Raw genomic sequence first — 19,949 nt, 5'->3', positions numbered from 1 at the left:
ACAATCCGCAATGGCAGGTAAACTACCATCTGCTTTCATCTTCTCAAGAAGCATGACACAAAAACGTGATACGGATCGACAGAAAAACGTGCGGCCTACACGTATTTTTCTTTATTTATTGCCAGCCGTTACAAGAATCGTTCCCTTACCTTTGTTCGCTGTAATCACGCATTCCTACCGAGAATGACTTAGGCAGTTGCGCAACAAAGTTGGGTAAAAACACCAAATCGCTCAGTTTTTTGCGTAAACGCGACAAAATATTCAATTTCCTACCTTTTACCACCTTGTTTCTCGTCGCTTAATAACTATAATACGGAACGTCGTTTCAATTGAATGGTTTCAGCTAAACAACGTGCCACTATCAATAACATTATTACCAACGGCATCGCCAACGCGAACTCCGCTAATCTTATGCGATGAGCGGCTGCGCACTTCATCACCCATTGACTGCGACCATCTATACTTACCTCTTCTATACTGTTTCCTCATACATTCTTTCCAGCGGCTTGTCGCGCATCGCCACTGGTTCACTCGTTTTTTTATCCATCACAACTTGTAGAAACTATCGTATGAAAAAGACAAAAATTGTTTGTACCATCGGGCCGAAAACAGAGTCAGAAGAAATGCTTGGCAACCTGCTGTCTGCTGGCATGAATGTTATGCGCCTGAACTTCTCGCACGGGAATTACGCAGAACACGGTCAACGCATCAAGAACCTGCGTGCCGTTACGGAAAAAACCGGCAAGAAAGCCGCTATCCTGCTTGACACCAAAGGCCCGGAAATCCGCACCATGAAGCTGGAAAACGGCGCTGATGTTACGCTGACAGCAGGTCAGACATTCACGTTCACCACCGATCAGAGCATCGTGGGCAACAAGGATCGCGTCGCAGTCACGTACGCGGGTTTTACTGAAGACCTCAGCGTCGGCAACACCGTTCTGGTTGATGACGGTCTGATCGGTATGCAGGTTACGGCAATCAACGGTAATGACGTCATCTGTAAAGTGCTGAACAACGGCGATCTGGGCGAAAATAAAGGCGTCAACCTGCCTGGCGTTTCCATCCAGTTGCCTGCTCTGGCCGAAAAAGACAAACGCGACCTGATTTTCGGTTGCGAGCAAGGTGTCGATTTCGTTGCCGCATCCTTTATTCGTAAACGTTCCGATGTTGAAGAGATTCGCGCTCACTTGAAAGCACACGGTGGCGAGCACATCCAGATCATCTCCAAGATCGAAAACCAGGAAGGCCTGAATAATTTTGACGAAATCCTGGATGCGTCTGACGGTATTATGGTCGCTCGTGGCGATCTGGGCGTTGAAATCCCGGTTGAAGAAGTGATCTTCGCGCAGAAAATGATGATCGAAAAATGTAACCTGGCACGCAAAGTGGTTATCACTGCGACGCAAATGCTGGATTCCATGATCAAAAACCCACGTCCTACCCGTGCAGAAGCCGGCGACGTTGCTAACGCCATCATCGATGGTACCGATGCCGTTATGCTATCTGGTGAAAGTGCGAAAGGTAAATACCCGCTGGAATCCGTTACCATCATGGCAACGATCTGTCAGCGTACAGATTCTGTGATGAAAAGCCGTCTGGATACCATCAAGACGCCTGGCGTACTGCGTATTACCGAAGCCGTCTGCCGCGGTGCGGTAGAAACCGCAGAGAAACTGGATGCACCGCTGATTGTCGTTGCGACCAGCGGCGGTAAGTCTGCCAAATCTATTCGCAAATACTTCCCGAATGCCCGCATTCTGGCGCTGACGACGAACGAAGTTACCGCACGTCAACTGCTGCTGAGCAAAGGCATTGACACGCTGCTGGTAAAAGAAATCGCCTCTACCGATGATTTCTATCGCATCGGTAAAGAAGCGGCGCTGAACAGCGGTTATGCGCAGGCTGGCGACGTTGTGGTTATGGTCTCTGGCGCACTGGTTTCCAGCGGTACAACCAATACCTCTTCCGTACACCGTCTCTGATCCCAACAATCAGATCGATAAAAAGCGCCTTAATGGCGCTTTCAGATCGTTGATGAACCCCGTGTTTGTGCATGGGGTTCCTCTTTTTGAGCGACCGTCGGTTGCGAGCGCGATATTTTTGCCTTCAGCTCATTACTGCATTTAGTCTCATCCGTTGCTTCTTATCAGGCGCGAGTCCACCTGTCACAGCAGACAAATTAGGTCAATCGGGTTTCTTGGCCGCTATTGCTTTTCGCCTTATATCGATCATTCTAATATAAAAATCATAAATCTCTTTATTATGCTTAGCTTGCATTTCTTCCGGTAATTCCTTTCTACCATCCTGCCATTCTTTTACTTCTCTTTCACAAATGACATAGGCTTCATCGACAATTTTCTTCGATGATTCTTTTCCCAAGATTCGGGGGATCGTGTGATCACTTAAACACCTAGTCATAGGGTCAGTGCGCATATCAGCGATGGCGACCATTGGGAAGAGTGACAACAAAATTATCCATTTTTTCATGCTTATCTCTGAAATAACGAATTTACTGAATTATTTCATCCTTTAGCTGGCGATTCAAACATCTGATGCGCAAGTTTCTTCAACATACAACCAGCGCATGCAGCGTTTAACTAGATCCAGATACTGCGGCCATTCACAGACAGATATCACAGCCCCTATGATAGCCAGTGAGTTACCCAAGTGCTCAAACGTCGCCGCAATATGCCCGTCACCGCCGCATTCATTACACATGGCAATGGTTGGACGTAGCGTTTTCCCCGTTCCGTTACAGCGTGGGCAGCCGAAGCCACTGCCGAGCGTGACGGCGTCACTGCAAAATATAAGCTGGCCATCACCGAAAAGGGGATGCTGGCGACCGAGCTGAATCAGTTGAAATCCCTCAACCCTGAGCGCCTTAAAGCACAGTTGGCGCGCGTAAAAATGGAGTTGAACGATAGTCGCACATTACGCGATCAGCAACTCGCAGAGATCCGTCGGCTGAAAAGGATTCTTTCAGATGGCCGGTAGACCTCGGAAACATAACATTAAAGTGCAAAATCTATTTTGTTTTAACGACCCGCGAACTAAGCGGGTTTATTGGCAATATAAACACCCTTTAACGGGCAAGAGGCATGGACTTGGAACAAATGAGGCTGACGCTACCGCAATCGCAATCGCAATCGCAATAGAAGCCAACCTACGAATTAGCGAACAGCAGGTGAAACAGGCATTTGCTATCCGTGAACGTACTCTGTCAATCTCAGGAAAAGGTATAACCGTAAGCGGTTGGCTGGAAAAGTATAAAGCGATTCAAGATGAGAGGCTGAAATCAGGCGATATCAAGTTCAATACTCACAAACAACGTAATAAACCCATATCCTTATTTAATCAGCACGCGGGAATGAAATTACTCACGGAGGTAGGGGCTAAAGATATTGCAGAAATTTTGGATGACTACAAAGCTAACGGACAATCACGCATGGCACAGGTCGTTCGTTCCGTCCTCATTGATGTTTTCAAAGAGGCGCAGCATGCTGGTGAAGTCCCTCCTGGTTATAACCCTGCACTTGCCACCAAGCAGCCACGTAAAAGAATTCAACGCCAGCGTTTGGATTTGGATGAATGGCAGGCCATTTTTGATGTGGCCGATGCTCAACATCAATACATGGGAAACGCCATGTTACTGGCACTGGTGACAGCACAACGCTTAGGGGATATCGCCAATATGAAATTTTCAGATATCTGGGATGACCACCTACATGTTGTTCAAGAGAAAACGGGTGCCCGGGTTGCCATCCCACTATCACTGAAATCCAATGCCACAGGATGGACGCTGCGCGATGTCATTGCACGGTGCAGAGATTACGTTGTCAGTCCCCATCTGGTTCACTTCTTTCGTTCCACCTCACAAGCAGAGCGTGGCGCTGCCGTGGCATCCAGAACCATTGCGATGCGATTCAGTGCAGCCAGAGATAAAACAAGCCTTATGTGGGAAAACGGCACACCACCGACATTTCACGAACAGAGGTCATTAGCAGAGCGGCTTTATAGGGAGCAAGGTGACGTCGATACCCGAATGCTTCTGGGGCATAAATCACAGCAGCAGACAGATAGCTATAACGATGATCGCGGTAAAGATTGGGTAACAATTCAGATTAAAACAGGATGACGGCCACCATAAAAATGGTGATTTTTCGTTCTATTTTACTGGAATTTTACTGAATGCTTTTTCCGATGTTAAAAATCAGCGAGAGCAAAGCGCCCCCGCCGATCAATGTGATAACAGTAAGATTACATGTTATCGATGATGTCTTGCGCAAACTCACTACATTTCCGTAGCTTAGCGCCTTCCATCAGACGTTCGAAATCATAAGTCACGGTCTTGTTCTTGATCGCGCCTTCAACGCCTTTAACAATCAGGTCAGCCGCTTCGAACCAGTGCAGGTGACGCAGCATCATCTCAGCAGACAGAATCACGGAACCTGGGTTCACTTTATCCTGACCCGCATATTTTGGTGCCGTGCCGTGCGTGGCTTCAAACAGTGCGCATTCGTCACCAATGTTCGCGCCCGGAGCAATACCGATACCACCCACCTGTGCAGCCAGAGCATCAGAAATGTAGTCACCGTTCAGGTTCATACAAGCAATAACGTCATATTCCGCCGGGCGCAGCAGGATCTGTTGCAGGAAGGCATCGGCGATGACGTCTTTTACCACGATCTCTTTGCCAGTGTTCGGATTCTTGATTTTCACCCATGGGCCGCCATCGATCAGTTCACCGCCGAATTCTTCACGCGCCAACTGGTAACCCCAGTCTTTGAATGCGCCTTCGGTGAATTTCATGATGTTGCCTTTGTGCACCAGCGTGACGGAATCACGGTCGTTGGTAATCGCGTATTCGATTGCAGCGCGAACCAGACGTTTGGTCCCTTCTTCGGAACACGGCTTAATGCCGATACCACACTGTTCTGGGAAACGGATTTTGTTAACGCCCATTTCTTCACGCAGGAATTTGATCACTTTGTCTGCTTCAGCAGAACCCGCTTTCCACTCGATACCTGCATAAATGTCTTCGGCGTTTTCACGGAAGATCACCATGTCGGTCAGCTCAGGCTGTTTAACCGGGCTAGGTGTACCTTCATAGTAGCGTACCGGACGCAGGCAAACATACAGATCCAACTGTTGGCGCAGCGCAACGTTCAGAGAACGGATGCCACCACCGACTGGCGTTGTCAGTGGGCCCTTAATCGCCACACGGTATTCCCGGATCAAATCCAGCGTTTCGTCTGGCAGCCAGACATCTTTACCGTAGACCTGCGTGGATTTTTCACCCGTATAGATTTCCATCCAGGAAATCGCGCGCTTGCCCTGATAGGCTTTCTTCACAGCGGCATCAACGACGTTGATCATGGCTGGCGTGACATCGATACCAATGCCGTCACCTTCGATAAACGGAATAACCGGATTGTTAGGAACTACCAGTTTGCCTTGAGCATCAACTGTGATTTTCTGACCTTCTGTCGGTACAACTACTTTGCTTTCCATTAACCTCTCCTTCGAGCGCAATTTTGTTAATGACTTGTAAGATGCGTGTCAATACTACTTGAATATTTAGCCCGCGCCAATCGTAAACCATTTCGAGTATAATGCTTCTGTTTCCCGCGACTATAAAGATGATGAATAAATTCCCTGTTAAAAATCACAAAGTTAAACGATTCAGCTCACAGCCGGCAAGAAAAAGACAGCCTGACAACGCGCCACGCCGAATCGTTTTGTTCAATAAACCCTTCGATGTCCTGCCACAATTCACTGATGAAGCCGGACGCCGCACGTTAAAAGACTACATTCCGGTTAGCGGTATTTATGCTGCCGGTCGTTTGGATCGCGACAGCGAAGGTCTGATGATTCTCACTAATGACGGCAAACTTCAGGCTCGGCTGACCCAGCCAACGCAAAAAACGGCCAAAATTTACTATGTTCAGGTCGAGGGTATTCCTGAGGATGCCGCCCTGACGCGCTTTCGTACCGGTCTGGATCTGAATGACGGCAAAACGCTGCCCGCAGGGGCGGAAATCGTACCGGAACCCAGTTGGCTGTGGCCACGTAATCCGCCCATACGCGAGCGTAAAAGCATTCCTGACTGCTGGCTGAAAATCACGCTGTATGAAGGTCGTAATCGGCAAGTCCGTCGAATGACGGCGAATATCGGGTATCCTACCTTGCGTCTGATTCGATACGGCATGGCCAATCAGACGGTAGAAAACCTGTTACCTGGAGAATGGAAGGAGATAGCGGATGTTTAAGCCTCATGTGACAGTCGCCTGTGTGGTACAGGCCGAAAACCATTTTCTGGTCGTCGAAGAGTTGATTAACGATAAATTATTGTGGAATCAGCCCGCGGGCCATCTGGAAGCCGACGAAACGCTGATTCAGGCGGCAAGCCGTGAGCTGTGGGAAGAAACCGGTATTCAGGCCACGCCGCAAAGTTTCTTACGTCTGCACCAGTGGATCGCGCCCGACAGCACGCCATTTTTACGTTTTTGCTTCGCGCTCGATCTGCCTGCGCGGGTCGACACCCAACCGCACGACAGCGATATCGAATGCTGCCGCTGGCTGACCGCCGAGGACATTCTGCATTCTCGCCAGCTTCGCTCGCCGCTGGTGGCTGAAAGTATTCGCTGCTATCAGCAGCCAGAACGCTATCCGTTAACCGTACTGGGCGCGTTCAACTGGCCTTTCTAGGCACCCTGCTATTCCTGCTGCGCGAGCGAGCCATCGCACAGCAGGAATAGCGATGCAGCCCGCGGTTCAACATGCTAAAATATGCCGCTTGTTTTTCGCATCAATGCGTCAGTAAATTTCAGTTCGTGAGACTTCCATGTCAGATAACAGCCAGAAAAAAGTGATTGTCGGTATGTCCGGCGGTGTTGATTCCTCCGTTTCCGCTTACCTGTTACAGCAACAGGGCTATCATGTTGAAGGCCTGTTCATGAAGAACTGGGAAGAGGACGACGACACGGAATATTGCTCAGCAGCCACCGACCTTGCCGATGCACAAGCCGTTTGCGACAAGCTGGGTATCGAATTACATACCGTCAACTTTGCCGCTGAATATTGGGACAACGTTTTTGAACTCTTCCTTGAAGAATACAAAGCGGGCCGTACTCCCAATCCCGATATCCTGTGCAATAAAGAAATCAAATTCAAAGCCTTCCTGGAATTCGCCGCAGAGGACCTCGGCGCAGACTATATCGCGACAGGCCACTATGTCCGCCGTAACGATGTTGACGGCAAGAGCCGTTTGCTGCGCGGCATGGACGGCAACAAAGATCAGAGCTATTTTCTTTATACACTGAGCCATGAGCAGATCGCACAAAGTCTATTCCCGGTCGGCGAACTGGAAAAACCGCAGGTGCGCAAAATCGCCGAAGAACTTGAGCTGGCGACCGCGAAGAAGAAAGACTCTACCGGTATCTGCTTTATCGGAGAGCGCAAATTTACTGATTTTCTGGCACGTTACCTGCCCGCACAGCCGGGCCCGATTCTGTCCGTTGATGACAACAAACCGATGGGACAACATCAGGGGTTGATGTACCACACGCTGGGGCAGCGCAAAGGTCTGGGTATCGGTGGCGTCAAAGATGGCGGCGAAGATCCCTGGTACGTGGTAGATAAAGATGTCGCCAACAATATTTTGTATGTCGCACAAGGTCACGAACACCCTCGCATGATGTCGTACGGCTTAATCGCACAGCAACTGCATTGGGTAGACCGTCAGCCGCTAACCGCTGAATTACGCTGTACGGTAAAAACCCGTTACCGTCAGGCCGACATCCCCTGCACCGTCACGCCACTTGACGACAATCGCATTACCGTGCGTTTTGATGAACCCGTCGCAGCCGTGACACCAGGCCAATCCGCCGTTTTTTATCTGGACGATGTGTGCCTTGGCGGCGGCATCATTGAAGAACGCTTACAGGAGTAACCGTGGCTAAGAATTATTATGAAATTACGCTGGCGTTAGCGGGCGTTTGCCAATCGGCGCATCTAGTCCAGCAGTTGGCCCATACCGGTCACTGTAATAATGATGCGCTACATATCTCGCTGAACAGCGTGTTGAACCTCAATCCTACCTCCACGCTGGCCGTTTACGGCAATGACGAACAAAACCTGAAAGTGGGGTTGGAAACGTTGTTAGGCATTCTGAACACCAGCAGTAATAAAGGTGCCGGTGCAGAATTATCACGCTATGCATTCAGCCTGATTGCGTTAGAACGCAAGCTGAAAGCAAAGTCTGCCACGCTTGACGAGTTGGGTAAACGCATCGGGCAGTTGGAACGCGAACTGGAGCATTTCGACCTGCTTTCCGAAACGATTGTGAGCGCACTGGCTGCGATTTACGTAGATGTCATCAGCACGCTGGGGCCTCGTATTCAGGTTACCGGTTCGCCGGAAGTGCTGAAAAATAGCCAGGTGCAAGCGAAAGTGCGTGCTGCGCTGTTGGCTGGTATCCGCTCTGCGGTACTCTGGCAGCAAATTGGCGGAGGACGCTTACAGTTAATGTTTTCACGCAGCCAGTTGGTTAAAGAAGCGAAACAGGTATTGGCGCGTTGCCCATCGGTTTGATGGTATTCTTGCCGCGATGATTAGCGCTGGTGTGATTAACGCCAGCGTCACAAAACCGGTTGTTGTTATGAAACAAATTGCTGTTGTTGAAACGAATTGTTATTGAAACGAATTGTTATTGAAACGAATTGTTATTGAAACGAATTGTTATTGAAACGAATTGTTATTGAAATTCGCTGTTCTTATTGAAATTAATCGTTATTGAAACCAATCTCAGGAGTTGCTTGCGATGGAATTATCCTCACTGACCGCCGTTTCCCCTATTGATGGACGCTACGGCGATAAAGTCAGCACGTTGCGCACCATTTTCAGCGAATTCGGTTTGCTGAAATTCCGTGTGCAGGTTGAAGTACGTTGGCTGCAAAAACTGGCAGCCTGTGCAGAGATCCGGGAAGTTCCTGCATTTGACGCGGACGCAAACGCTTTCCTTGATAAAATTGTCGCCGAATTCAGTGAAGAAGATGCGGCGCGTATTAAAACCATCGAGCGTACGACCAACCACGACGTGAAAGCCGTTGAGTATTTCCTGAAAGAAAAAGTGGCCGCGACTCCTGCGCTGCACGCCGTCAACGAGTTCATCCACTTTGCCTGTACGTCAGAAGACATTAACAACCTGTCTCACGCGTTGATGCTGGACACCGCCCGCCGCGACGTCATCCTGCCACACTGGCGTCAAATCATTGATGCGCTGAAAACGCTGGCGCAGGAATACCGCGATATCCCGCTGCTTTCACGCACACACGGCCAGCCAGCCACGCCATCTACCATCGGTAAAGAGTTCGCTAACGTGGCTTACCGCATGGAACGCCAATATCGTCAGTTGCAACAAGTTGAGGTTCTGGGCAAGATTAATGGCGCTGTCGGTAACTATAACGCTCACCTGGCTGCCTACCCGGACGTGGACTGGCACCAGTTCAGCGAAAGCTTTGTCACCTCGCTGGGCATCAATTGGAACCCGTACACCACGCAGATCGAGCCGCACGATTACATCGCCGAGTTGTTCGATTGCATCGCACGTTTCAACACGATTTTGATCGACTTTGACCGTGATATCTGGGGCTACATTGCCCTGAATCACTTCAAACAGAAAACCATTGCCGGTGAAATCGGATCCTCCACCATGCCGCATAAAGTGAACCCGATTGACTTCGAAAACTCGGAGGGCAACCTGGGGCTGGCGAACGCCGTTCTGGCGCATCTGGCCAGCAAATTGCCGGTTTCTCGCTGGCAGCGTGACCTCACCGACTCTACCGTGCTGCGTAATCTGGGCGTCGGCGTGGGCTATGCGCTGATTGCGTATCAGGCCACGATGAAAGGTATCGGCAAACTGGAAGTCAACCGCGATCGTCTGGCTGACGAACTGGATCACAACTGGGAAGTGTTGGCAGAGCCGATCCAAACAGTCATGCGTCGCTACGGGATTGAAAAGCCGTACGAGAAACTGAAAGAGCTGACGCGCGGTAAACGTGTTGATGCCGCGGGTATTCAGGCATTTATCGATGGTCTGGCATTACCTGAGGCAGAGAAAACTCGCCTAAAAGCCATGACGCCAGCTAACTACATCGGCCGCGCTATCTCCATGGTTGATGACCTGAAATAATCCTCTATCGCGATCTTTCTCTGGCGGGCGCTCTGCCCGCCAGTTATCCCACTTACCAACCATTTCCAGCTCGTTTAAACCCGGTTTACGCTCCCAGTGGATAATTTAGCAAATAAAATAAATCACTTTCTCTGCGTATAATGTTGATACGCGGGAGCGACATACGTGGCAGATGAAAGATAGGATACAGAAAAATATTTTGATAAATATGCCCCCTATCTATTCGACAGAGGATATAACGATGCGGATTCTGGTCGTTGAAGATAATGTATTATTGCGCCATCACTTAACCGTTCAGATGAACGAAATGGGGCATCAGGTTGATGCCGCGTCTGACGCCAAAGAAGCGGATTATTTTCTGCATGAGAATATGCCGGACATCGCGATTGTCGACCTCGGGTTGCCCGATGAAGATGGCATGAGCATGATCCGTCGTTGGCGTGCTCATCAAGTCAAACTCCCGATTCTGGTACTGACGGCTCGTGAAGGCTGGCAGGACAAAGTGGCGGTACTGGAAGCTGGTGCAGACGATTACGTGACCAAACCGTTCCATATGGAAGAGGTCGTTGCGCGCTTACAGGTGCTGATGCGGCGCAACTGCGGTCTGGCATCGCAAATCATCAGCCTGCCCCCTTTTGAGATCGACTTATCACGCCGCGAGCTGGTGATCCACGGAGCGCCGATCAAACTCACCGCGTTCGAATACACCATTATCGAGACATTGATTCGTAACAAAGGAAAGGTTGTCAGCAAAGAATCGCTGATGCTACAGCTGTACCCGGATGCAGAACTGCGGGAAAGTCACACTATCGACGTACTGATGGGGCGGCTACGTAAGAAAATTCAGCAATCAGAAGCAAAGGATGTGATCACGACCATGCGCGGGCAAGGATATCGTTTTGATATTGATACGCCTTCAGGTTCTGTATGAGAGAGAAGAAGCCGCCTTTCTCGCTTCTCATTCGTTTTTTACTGGCGACAGCAGCCATTGTGTTGGCGCTGTCGCTAGCCTATGGCGTCGTCGCCATTATCGGTTACAGCGTTAACTTTGATAAAACTTCATTCCGCCTACTGCGCGGCGAAAGTAACCTCTACTACAGCCTCGCACAGTGGCGCGATAACCAGTTGAATATCATCACTCCACCCGACGTTGATATCAATTTTCCCACGCTGGTGTTGATATACGATGAGCATGGCAACGTGCTCTGGCGCGAAAAGCACGTTCCCGAACTGGAAGCGCTGATCAATCCGGAATGGCTGAACAAGACGGCCTATCATGAATTAGATACCGACACCGATACCAGCAGCGCGGTATTAACGGGCAATACCTTGCTGCTGAACAGCCTGCGCGCGCTGAATGGTGCGCACAGTAATGCCTTAACGCATTCCATTGCCGTGAATGTTTATCCGAAGACTGAACATCTCCCATCAATCACGATTGTTGTCGTCGATCGCATTCCGCAGGAGCTCCAGCAGGAAGATGTTGTGTGGGAGTGGTTCAGCTATGTGTTAATCGCCAACCTTCTGCTGGTGCTTCCCCTGCTATGGCTGGGCGCTCACTGGAGTCTGCGCCCTATTCAGCATTTGGTAAAACAGATCGCCGAGTTGGAAAAAGGCACGCGCGAACAACTGGATGAAAACCCGCCGCGCGAGTTGTTCAGCCTGGTGAAAAACCTGAATATCCTGCTGAACAACGAACGTCAGCGCTACCATAAGTACCGCACGACACTCACCGATCTCACCCACAGTTTGAAAACGCCGCTGGCCGTCTTACAAACCACGTTACGCGCGCTACGTACCGGTAAAGAGATCACTATCGATCAAGCTGAGCCCATCATGCTGGCACAGATCAGCCGCATTTCGCAGCAGATTGGCTATTACCTGCGTCGCGCTAGCGTGCGCTCAGAACATAATTTACTGACACGCGAAGTGCACTCGGTTTCGGCACTGCTGGATGGTCTGTGTTCCGCGCTAAACAAGGTGTATCAGCGCAAAGGCGTGGCGTTAACGCTCGATATTCCACCCGAACTAACCTTCGTCGGTGAGAAGAATGATTTCATGGAAGTGCTGGGCAATATTCTTGATAACGCCTGTAAGTACTGCCTCGAATTTGTCGAGATTAGCGTGCAATACTCCGATCATAAGCTGCATCTGATTGTCGATGACGACGGCCCCGGTATCCATGAAAGCAAGCGCGAAATGATTTTCCTGCGCGGGCAACGTGCTGACCGCATGCGACCCGGTCAAGGTATAGGCCTTGCCGTGGCCGTCGAAATTATCGAACAATATCAGGGTGAGATCCTAATCAGTGACAGCGCACTGGGCGGTGCCCGAGTCGAAGCGATTTTCTCCCGCCAGAACCTGAGCCAGAATGAGGGGTGAAAGGCAGTACAGCACGCGATGCTTCCGCTATACTCGTCATACTTCAAGTTGCATGTACGTTGGCTACGTTCACTCACCCGGATCACTTACTTCAGTAAGCTCATCGGGATGAAATGAGAGACATCCTGTCTCTCACCGAAGGCCAACCGTTGGTTGGTCAAATTCGTTCCCGACGAATTTGTCCTTCTCTTGCCGCCGGCATGAAACTCGAGTTATTTAGAGTATATACTTATTGCCACAATGCAGATTGTTTTAAAATACTGATTATTTAAAGAAAAATCATGTCTTCAAGAACAGTCATTTCCTCAAAAACGAGTTTCTGGAAAACGGTATGGACTATCAGCTCAATCTCGACTGGCAGGATTTTTTAGCGAACTACTGGCAAAAGCGCCCACTCCTGATTAAAGGCGGTTTTACGCATTTCATCGACCCGATTTCACCTGACGAACTCGCCGGTCTGGCGTTGGAAAACGAGGTCGATAGCCGTCTGGTCAGCCATCAGAACGGACGCTGGCAAGTCAGCCACGGCCCTTTCGAGAGCTATGACCATCTGGGGGAAAGTAACTGGTCGCTACTGGTACAGGCCGTCGATCACTGGCATGAGCCTTCTTCTGCCTTGATGCAGCCATTTCGACAACTGCCGGACTGGCGTACTGATGATTTGATGATTTCATTCTCCGTCCCCGGTGGTGGCGTAGGGCCGCATCTGGATCAGTATGATGTGTTCATTATTCAGGGGACGGGACGTCGCCGCTGGCGCATCGGTGAAAAAATACCGATGAAGCAGCACTGTCCACACCCAGACCTGCTACAGGTCGATCCATTTGATGCCATTATTGATGAAGAGCTGGAACCGGGCGATATCGTCTATATTCCACCGGGCTTCCCGCACGAAGGTTATTCGCTGGAGAACTCGCTGAATTACTCCGTGGGTTTCCGTGCACCAAATGCACGCGAGCTGGTTAGCGGTTTTGCAGATTATGTGCTTTCCCGCGAACTCGGCAGTTATCGTTACAGCGATCCCAATATTCCCTCCCGTGAACATGTCGCCAGCGTGCTGCCGCAAGAGCTGGATACGCTGCAAAAAATGATGCTGGATCTGGTGCAACAGCCGGAGCATTTCCAGAACTGGTTTGGTGAATTTATTTCCCAGTCCCGTCATGAACTTGACCTCTCACCGCCGGAACCCCCTTATCAAGTAGACGAAGTGTATGATTATCTGCAACAAGGAGAGCCGCTACGTCGTTTAGGCGGCCTGCGGGTTATCTGCGTAGGGGATAGTTGCTTCGTTAACGGGGAGAAAGTGAACAGCACGCACAAATCCGCGTTGTTTGCGTTAGCTGAGCACCTAACTATTGATGCGAAACAGTTGGGTGATGCACTGGAAGATCCTTCCTTCCTCGCGCAGCTCACGGTACTGATCAACAGCGGTTACTGGTACTTCGCGGATTAAGATCAACCCTGAATAAAGGGTAGCACAGCAGTAAGGCGGAAATTCCCCGCCTTATTCGTCTCTGCCGGATGGGATGCCTACGGCTTTGCCCGCAGCGCCGTCAGTTCCGCAATACGCATAATCACAGAGACCGCCTTTTCCATGCCTTCCAGCGTGACAAATTCATGTTTGCCATGATAGTTGTAGCCACCGGTAAACAGATTCGGGCATGGTAACCCCTGAAATGACAGGTGTGCGCCGTCTGTGCCGCCGCGAATCGGTTTCATATTCGGTTCAATATCGCAATCCCGCATCGCCTGCTGTGCCAGCGCAATAATGTGCGGGTGCTGCTCAACCTGCTCACGCATGTTGTAATAGGTATCGGTAATCGTGACTTCGATGTAGCAATCTGGGTGCAGCCCTGCACCGACCTGTTCCGCAATATCCAGCATCGTCTGTTTACGCTGTTCAAAACCGTTGCGGTCAAAATCCCGGACGATGTAATGCAAGTCGGCACGCTCCACAGAGCCTTTCATATTGTGAAGGTGGTAGAACCCCTGATACCCCTCCGTTTGTTCTGGTGATTCACTCTCTGGCACATGCTGGTGATAACGCGAGGCCAGCGTCAGCGCGTTCACCATCACACCTTTGGCACTACCGGGATGCACATTATTGCCAACAATTTTCACCTGAACCGATGCGGCATTAAAATTCTCATACTCCAGTTCACCGACGCCACCACCATCCACCGTATAGGCCCACTGTGCGTTAAACGCTTTAACATCAAAAAACCGCGCACCCTTGCCAATTTCTTCATCAGGCGTAAAAGCAATGCGGATATCGCCATGCGGTAGCTGGCTTTTTTTCAGACGCACCAGCGCAGTCATGATTTCCGCGATCCCCGCTTTATCATCAGCGCCCAGCAGCGTTTTACCATCGGTGGTAATCAGCGTATGCCCCAAGAGTTGGTGCAACACTGGGAACATCACCGGTGACAGCACTTCATCCCCCACGCCCAAGGCAATATCGCCACCGCGGTAGTTTTCCAGAATCTGCGGGTTAACATTTTTACCGCTAAAATCCGGCGACGTATCCAGGTGTGAAATAAAGCCGATAGCAGGAACGGGCCAGGAAACGTTAGCCGGAAGCGTCGCCATCAGGCAGCCCTGTTTACTGAGTACAACCTGTTCAAATCCCAGTTCAAGCAATTCCTGCCGCAACGCGCGTGCCAGTTTTAATTGACCATCAGTACTTGGCACGTGTCGGGCGCCGAGTTTAGACTGTGTATCAAACGAAACGTAGTTCAAAAATCTGTCGAGTAATTTATCCATCTTATTTATGCCCCCTGAACCCTGAGAATCATTATGGATAGGGCTACCTCGGTACATATTGCGTCAGGTCAGTTTTTTCCCGATTTAACAAACTGTCATACCAGAATTTAGGCCAAAAAGCGGCAGCCGGGTCACGAAGAATGTCCAAATCAGGAAACAATCTGGAAACATTTGCGCCAATTTAGTGACCGAATCTACGCCATTCAGCCACCAATCGGCAGGAAGTGGAGCCACACAAGTTGGCGTTAAGCAGCGTTTCCCGTAAAATGCCCCCCTTAACTGCACACGCTGTCTGAAAGGTGATAACCCTTGGTACGATGCAACGGAGATGCCGTTGGTCAGCCAAATCAGGAAATAGAGCCAGACCTTAATGAAAGAAAACTCCCTGACTGTGCCGGTCGTTGAATTGCTCAACGTCCATAAAGGCTTTGATGGCAAAGACATCATTTCACATTTTAATCTCACCATTAATAACGGGGAGTTTCTGACGATCCTCGGGCCGTCCGGCTGCGGCAAAACCACGGTACTGCGCCTGATTGCTGGCCTCGAAACGGTCGATAGTGGTAATGTCATGCTGGAAAAGCAGGACATCACCCATCAACCCGCCGAGCAACGGCATGTTAATACCGTATTTCAAAGTTATGCCCTGTTTCCTCACCTCAGCGTTTTTGAGAACATAGCATTTGGCCTGCGCATGCAGAAAACGCCCGCCGCAGAGATTGCGCCACGAGTGACTGAAGCGCTGAAAATGGTGCAGTTAGAAGAGCTGGCGCAGCGCCGTCCGCACCAGCTATCCGGTGGCCAACAACAGCGCGTTGCCATCGCCCGCGCCGTCGTCAATCAGCCAAAAGTTCTGCTGCTGGATGAATCTCTGTCCGCGCTCGATTATAAGTTGCGTAAGCAGATGCAGAACGAACTGAAGGCACTGCAACGTAAGCTGGGCATCACCTTTATTTTCGTCACGCACGATCAGGAAGAAGCGCTGACCATGTCCGACCGCATCGTGGTGATGCGCGATGGACGCATCGAGCAAGACGGCACGCCGCGTGAAATCTACGAAGAACCGAAAAACCTGTTCGTTGCCAGCTTTATTGGTGAAATTAATATCTTTGATGCTGTCGTGCTGGAATCGCTGGACGAACAGCGGGTGCGCGCGCAGGTCGAAGGCCATGAGTGTGTGATTACCGTCAGCTTTCCGGTTACCGTCGGCCAACACCTCAGCGTGCTGCTGCGACCGGAAGATTTACGCGTCGAAGAGCTGGGCGATAGTATGCCATCGGAAGGGATGGTGGGTTACGTGCGCGAACGTAACTATAAAGGCATGACGCTGGAATCCAACATTGAGTTGGAAAACGGCAAGATGGTGATGGTCAGTGAATTCTTTAACGAAGACGATCCCGACTTCGATCATACACTCAACCAGAAAGTCGATGTCACCTGGGTAGAAAGTTGGGAGGTCGTCCTGCACGATGAAGACGTCGCGTAAACGCTTTCAAAACATCATTATCACACTCATCGTTGCCTGGCTGGTGCTGTTTGTTTTCCTGCCCAACCTAATGATTATCGGCACCAGTTTTCTGACGCGCGATGACACGCATTTCGTCAGTCTGGTCTTTACGTTGGAAAACTATACGCGCCTGGCCGATCCGCTTTATGCTTCAGTTCTGGTACATTCACTGAACATGGCCGTTATCGCCACGCTCTGCTGTCTGCTGCTGGGCTATCCGTTTGCGTTTATTCTGGCACGTTTGCCGAAGAAAATTCAGCCGCTGATGCTGTTTCTGCTGATTGTGCCGTTTTGGACCAACTCGCTGATCCGCATTTACGGGCTGAAAATTTTTCTGAGTACGCGCGGCCATCTGAATGAATTCCTGCTCTGGACTGGCCTTATCGATACACCGCTGCGGATTATGTATACCTCCGAAGCCGTGATTCTCGGCCTGATTTATATCCTGCTACCTTTCATGGTGCTGCCGCTCTATTCCAGCATTGAAAAGCTCGATAAATCCTACCTTGAAGCCGCCCGCGATCTGGGGGCCAATAAATGGCAAACCTTTACTCGTGTAGTGATCCCGCTGACCATGCCGGGCATTATCGCCGGCTGCCTACTGGTTCTGCTGCCAGCTATGGGGCTGTTCTTCGTGGCCGATCTAATGGGGGGCGCCAAGAATTTGCTGATCGGTAACGTCATTAAAAGCCAGTTCCTTAATATCCGCGACTGGCCGTTTGGTGCAGCCACCAGCATCTGCCTGACGCTGGTCATGGGCGTGCTGCTCTTTATCTACTACCGTACAGCTCGCCTGATGAATAAAAAAGGAGAGCTGGAATGACCGGACGCTTAATCCGCGGTGGATTTATGTCCATCATTTACGCTTACCTGTACATCCCGGTCGTCATTCTGATCGTGAACTCGTTTAATCAGGCACGTTTTGGCATCAACTGGCAGGGATTTACGCTGGACTGGTATCGGTTGCTGATGAACAACGACAGCCTACTTCAGGCCGCACAGCACTCGCTGATAATGGCCGTATTTTCCGCAACGTTCGCCACGCTAATTGGTTCTCTGACGGCCGTCGCACTGTATCGCTACCGTTTTCGCGGCAAGTCTTTTGTCGGAGGCATGCTGTTTGTGGTGATGATGTCGCCGGATATCGTGATGGCGATCTCGCTGCTGGTGCTCTTCATGCTGTTGGGAATATCGCTCGGGTTCTGGTCATTGCTGTTTTCCCACATTACTTTCTGCCTGCCCTTCGTGGTGGTGACCGTCTATTCGCGCCTGAAAGGGTTTGACGTGCGGATGCTGGAAGCCGCACGTGATTTGGGCGCCAGCGAAGTGATTATTTTGCGCAAAATTATTCTGCCGCTGGCGATGCCCGCAGTGGCCGCCAGTTGGCTGCTGAGCTTTACGCTGTCGATGGATGACGTGGTGGTGTCCTCGTTTGTCACCGGACCCGCGTATGAAATTCTGCCGTTGAAGATTTACTCAATGGTGAAAGTTGGCGTCTCCCCCGAAGTCAACGCGCTGGCGACGATTTTACTCATTCTGTCGCTCGTGCTAGTGCTCAGTAGCCAGCTGATTTTACGCGACCGCACCGGAAAATAGAGGTTACGGCTCGCGCTATTCACATCTGCTTTTCATGCCCGTTGAAAACAACAGGTATTTCCTTTGGGATTTGTAAGGAGGTAAACATAATGAAAAAGTGGCCACACCTACTGGCGGCCTGCGCCCTGGCATTCGGCATTAACACCGCCAACGCCAACGACAGCAAAACGCTTTATTTCTATAACTGGACCGAATACGTGCCACCGGGCCTGTTGGAACAGTTCACCAAAGAAACGGGGATCAAGGTGATTTACTCCACCTATGAATCCAACGAGAGTATGTACGCCAAGCTGAAAACCTATAAGGACGGTGCCTACGATCTCGTTGTGCCATCGACCTATTTCATCTCCAAGATGAGTAAAGAAGGCATGCTGCAAAAGATTGATACCAGCAAGCTCAGTAACTTCCATAACCTCGATCCGAATCTGCTGCATAAATCCTTCGACCCAAACAACGACTACTCGATTCCCTATATCTGGGGCGCCACGGCAATTGGCGTTAATCATGAAGTGATTGACCCCACCAGCGTCAGTGGTTGGGCCGATTTGTGGGATGCGAAGTACAAAAACAGCCTGCTGCTGACAGACGACGCGCGTGAAGTGTTCCAAATCGCCCTGCGTAAGCTGGGTTACTCCGCAAATACCACCGACCCAAAAGAGATTGAAGCGGCCTATAAAGAGTTGCAAGCTCTGATGCCAAACGTGCTGACATTCAACTCGGATAATCCCGGTAACCCGTTCATTGAAGGGGAAGTCAATCTGGGTATGGTGTGGAACGGTTCTGCCTACGTGGCACGTCAGGCGGGAACACCGCTGGATATCATCTGGCCGAAAGAAGGCGGCATCTTCTGGATGGACAGCCTGGCGGTTCCTGCTAACGCCAAAAACGTTGACGGTGCGATGAAGCTGATCGATTTCCTGCTGCGCCCGGAAGTGGCGGCGCAGGTTGCGGAAACTATCGGCTATCCGACGCCGAATCTCGCAGCGAAAAAATTACTCCCACCGGAAGTGTCAGGGGACAAAACGCTGTACCCGGATGACGACACCATCGCAAAAGGCGAATGGCAGAACGACGTTGGCAGTGCCAGCACGCTGTATGAAACTTACTTCCAGCAGCTAAAAGCGGGTCGTTAATCGCGCACACTATCGCGATGCAGATCGGCTTTCTCTATCGGAATCGGCAGACAACCCTATTTGCCGAACAAGAACGGTGGTAACGGAATAGAAGAGTAAAGCGTTTGCGCCATGGACAAAAGCGTCAGGAACGCTTTTGAACGTCGCTTGCGATGGCCCTGAAAGGGTGAATCTCAGGGATGAGATTCATATCTGCGCAATCCGAGCTTACATGGACGTACTTGCAGCGTCTTTACGATCTATCCGTTACTACCGCTCGACGCGCTTTATCTGCAACCTCTAGCTTTCATTACCATAAACTGTGTTTCTACTCTGATTACAAATATCATCTCAAGCCATCAAATTGACAGCTAAAAGCATTATCCTGACGGCATTA

19 protein-coding genes are annotated in these 19,949 nt (G+C 50.5%); 15 read left to right on the top strand and 4 right to left on the bottom strand.

Annotated elements, in window-relative coordinates; translation table 11 throughout:
• The first annotated feature begins 569 nt into the window (after positions 1–569).
• On the top strand, positions 570–1,982 hold the full coding sequence (gene pykF / locus ACKQAD_RS00180; protein ID WP_409158276.1) for a pyruvate kinase PykF: 1,413 nt from the start codon (positions 570–572) through the stop codon (positions 1,980–1,982).
• A 202-nt stretch (positions 1,983–2,184) separates the two neighbouring features.
• Here the strand turns inward: pykF and ACKQAD_RS00175 are convergent, their stop codons facing one another.
• Entirely contained in the window at positions 2,185–2,487 is a 303-nt protein-coding gene (locus ACKQAD_RS00175; RefSeq protein WP_409158275.1) for a hypothetical protein, read from the bottom strand.
• 54 nt (positions 2,488–2,541) lie between these two features.
• Complete coding sequence (locus tag ACKQAD_RS20355; RefSeq protein WP_498044226.1) at positions 2,542–2,808, bottom strand: hypothetical protein; 267 nt, start codon at positions 2,806–2,808, stop codon at positions 2,542–2,544.
• Positions 2,809–2,832: 24 nt separating this feature from the next.
• Here ACKQAD_RS20355 and ACKQAD_RS00170 point away from each other — a divergent pair, with 24 nt between their 5' ends.
• Together ACKQAD_RS00170 and ACKQAD_RS00165 are read left to right on the top strand one after the other, a co-directional pair.
• Positions 2,833–2,994, top strand: coding sequence for a hypothetical protein (locus ACKQAD_RS00170; protein WP_409158274.1), 162 nt, complete (start codon positions 2,833–2,835; stop codon positions 2,992–2,994).
• On the top strand, positions 2,984–4,135 hold the full coding sequence (locus ACKQAD_RS00165) for a site-specific integrase (RefSeq protein ID WP_409158273.1): 1,152 nt from the start codon (positions 2,984–2,986) through the stop codon (positions 4,133–4,135). The genes ACKQAD_RS00170 and ACKQAD_RS00165 overlap by 11 nt, the downstream gene beginning before the upstream one ends.
• Positions 4,136–4,257: 122 nt before the next feature.
• Here ACKQAD_RS00165 and icd read toward each other — a convergent pair whose 3' ends face one another.
• Positions 4,258–5,511, bottom strand: coding sequence for an NADP-dependent isocitrate dehydrogenase (gene icd / locus ACKQAD_RS00160; RefSeq protein ID WP_409158272.1), 1,254 nt, complete (start codon positions 5,509–5,511; stop codon positions 4,258–4,260).
• A 131-nt stretch (positions 5,512–5,642) separates the two neighbouring features.
• On the opposite strand from icd, the gene rluE reads away from it, so the two are divergent.
• From rluE to ACKQAD_RS00120, 8 genes are all read left to right on the top strand, one after another.
• Positions 5,643–6,269: a 23S rRNA pseudouridine(2457) synthase RluE gene (rluE, locus tag ACKQAD_RS00155; protein ID WP_409158435.1), complete on the top strand. Its 627-nt coding sequence runs from the start codon at positions 5,643–5,645 to the stop codon at positions 6,267–6,269.
• A complete protein-coding gene (locus ACKQAD_RS00150; protein WP_409158271.1) occupies positions 6,262–6,708 on the top strand; it encodes an NUDIX hydrolase in 447 nt (148 codons plus the stop codon). Before rluE ends, ACKQAD_RS00150 begins: the two co-directional genes overlap by 8 nt.
• A gap of 136 nt (positions 6,709–6,844) precedes the next feature.
• Positions 6,845–7,951: a tRNA 2-thiouridine(34) synthase MnmA gene (gene mnmA, locus ACKQAD_RS00145; RefSeq protein WP_409158270.1), complete on the top strand. Its 1,107-nt coding sequence runs from the start codon at positions 6,845–6,847 to the stop codon at positions 7,949–7,951.
• Between the two features lie 2 nt (positions 7,952–7,953).
• The gene (gene hflD, locus ACKQAD_RS00140; RefSeq protein ID WP_409158269.1) at positions 7,954–8,592 is read left to right on the top strand and encodes a high frequency lysogenization protein HflD; all 639 of its coding nucleotides are present in this window, start codon (positions 7,954–7,956) and stop codon (positions 8,590–8,592) included.
• A gap of 229 nt (positions 8,593–8,821) precedes the next feature.
• Positions 8,822–10,192 (top strand): adenylosuccinate lyase, encoded by a 1,371-nt coding sequence (gene purB, locus ACKQAD_RS00135; RefSeq protein ID WP_409158268.1) that lies wholly within the window; start codon positions 8,822–8,824, stop codon positions 10,190–10,192.
• 241 nt (positions 10,193–10,433) lie between these two features.
• A complete protein-coding gene (phoP, locus tag ACKQAD_RS00130) occupies positions 10,434–11,123 on the top strand; it encodes a two-component system response regulator PhoP (protein ID WP_409158267.1) in 690 nt (229 codons plus the stop codon).
• Entirely contained in the window at positions 11,120–12,574 is a 1,455-nt protein-coding gene (gene phoQ, locus ACKQAD_RS00125) for a two-component system sensor histidine kinase PhoQ (RefSeq protein WP_409158266.1), read from the top strand. The genes phoP and phoQ overlap by 4 nt, the downstream gene beginning before the upstream one ends.
• A gap of 331 nt (positions 12,575–12,905) precedes the next feature.
• The gene (locus ACKQAD_RS00120; RefSeq protein ID WP_409158265.1) at positions 12,906–14,027 is read left to right on the top strand and encodes a ribosomal protein uL16 3-hydroxylase; all 1,122 of its coding nucleotides are present in this window, start codon (positions 12,906–12,908) and stop codon (positions 14,025–14,027) included.
• A 77-nt stretch (positions 14,028–14,104) separates the two neighbouring features.
• On the opposite strand, the gene pepT is transcribed toward ACKQAD_RS00120, so the two are convergent.
• Complete coding sequence (pepT, locus tag ACKQAD_RS00115) at positions 14,105–15,337, bottom strand: peptidase T (RefSeq protein ID WP_409158264.1); 1,233 nt, start codon at positions 15,335–15,337, stop codon at positions 14,105–14,107.
• A gap of 370 nt (positions 15,338–15,707) precedes the next feature.
• Between pepT and potA the strand changes: the two genes are divergently transcribed.
• From potA to potD, 4 genes are all read left to right on the top strand, one after another.
• Entirely contained in the window at positions 15,708–16,823 is a 1,116-nt protein-coding gene (gene potA / locus ACKQAD_RS00110; RefSeq protein ID WP_409158263.1) for a spermidine/putrescine ABC transporter ATP-binding protein PotA, read from the top strand.
• Positions 16,807–17,667, top strand: coding sequence for a spermidine/putrescine ABC transporter permease PotB (potB, locus tag ACKQAD_RS00105; RefSeq protein WP_409158262.1), 861 nt, complete (start codon positions 16,807–16,809; stop codon positions 17,665–17,667). Before potA ends, potB begins: the two co-directional genes overlap by 17 nt.
• Entirely contained in the window at positions 17,664–18,440 is a 777-nt protein-coding gene (gene potC / locus ACKQAD_RS00100) for a spermidine/putrescine ABC transporter permease PotC (protein WP_409158261.1), read from the top strand. The genes potB and potC overlap by 4 nt, the downstream gene beginning before the upstream one ends.
• A gap of 89 nt (positions 18,441–18,529) precedes the next feature.
• Complete coding sequence (potD, locus tag ACKQAD_RS00095; RefSeq protein WP_409158260.1) at positions 18,530–19,573, top strand: spermidine/putrescine ABC transporter substrate-binding protein PotD; 1,044 nt, start codon at positions 18,530–18,532, stop codon at positions 19,571–19,573.
• Positions 19,574–19,949 lie beyond the last annotated feature (376 nt).

The sequence above is a fragment of the Pectobacterium artocarpous genome, assembly GCF_046159765.1.
Lineage (GTDB): Bacteria > Pseudomonadota > Gammaproteobacteria > Enterobacterales > Enterobacteriaceae > Pectobacterium.
Note: the sequence above shows the minus strand (reverse complement) of the source record. Positions and strands in the feature narration are given on the sequence as shown.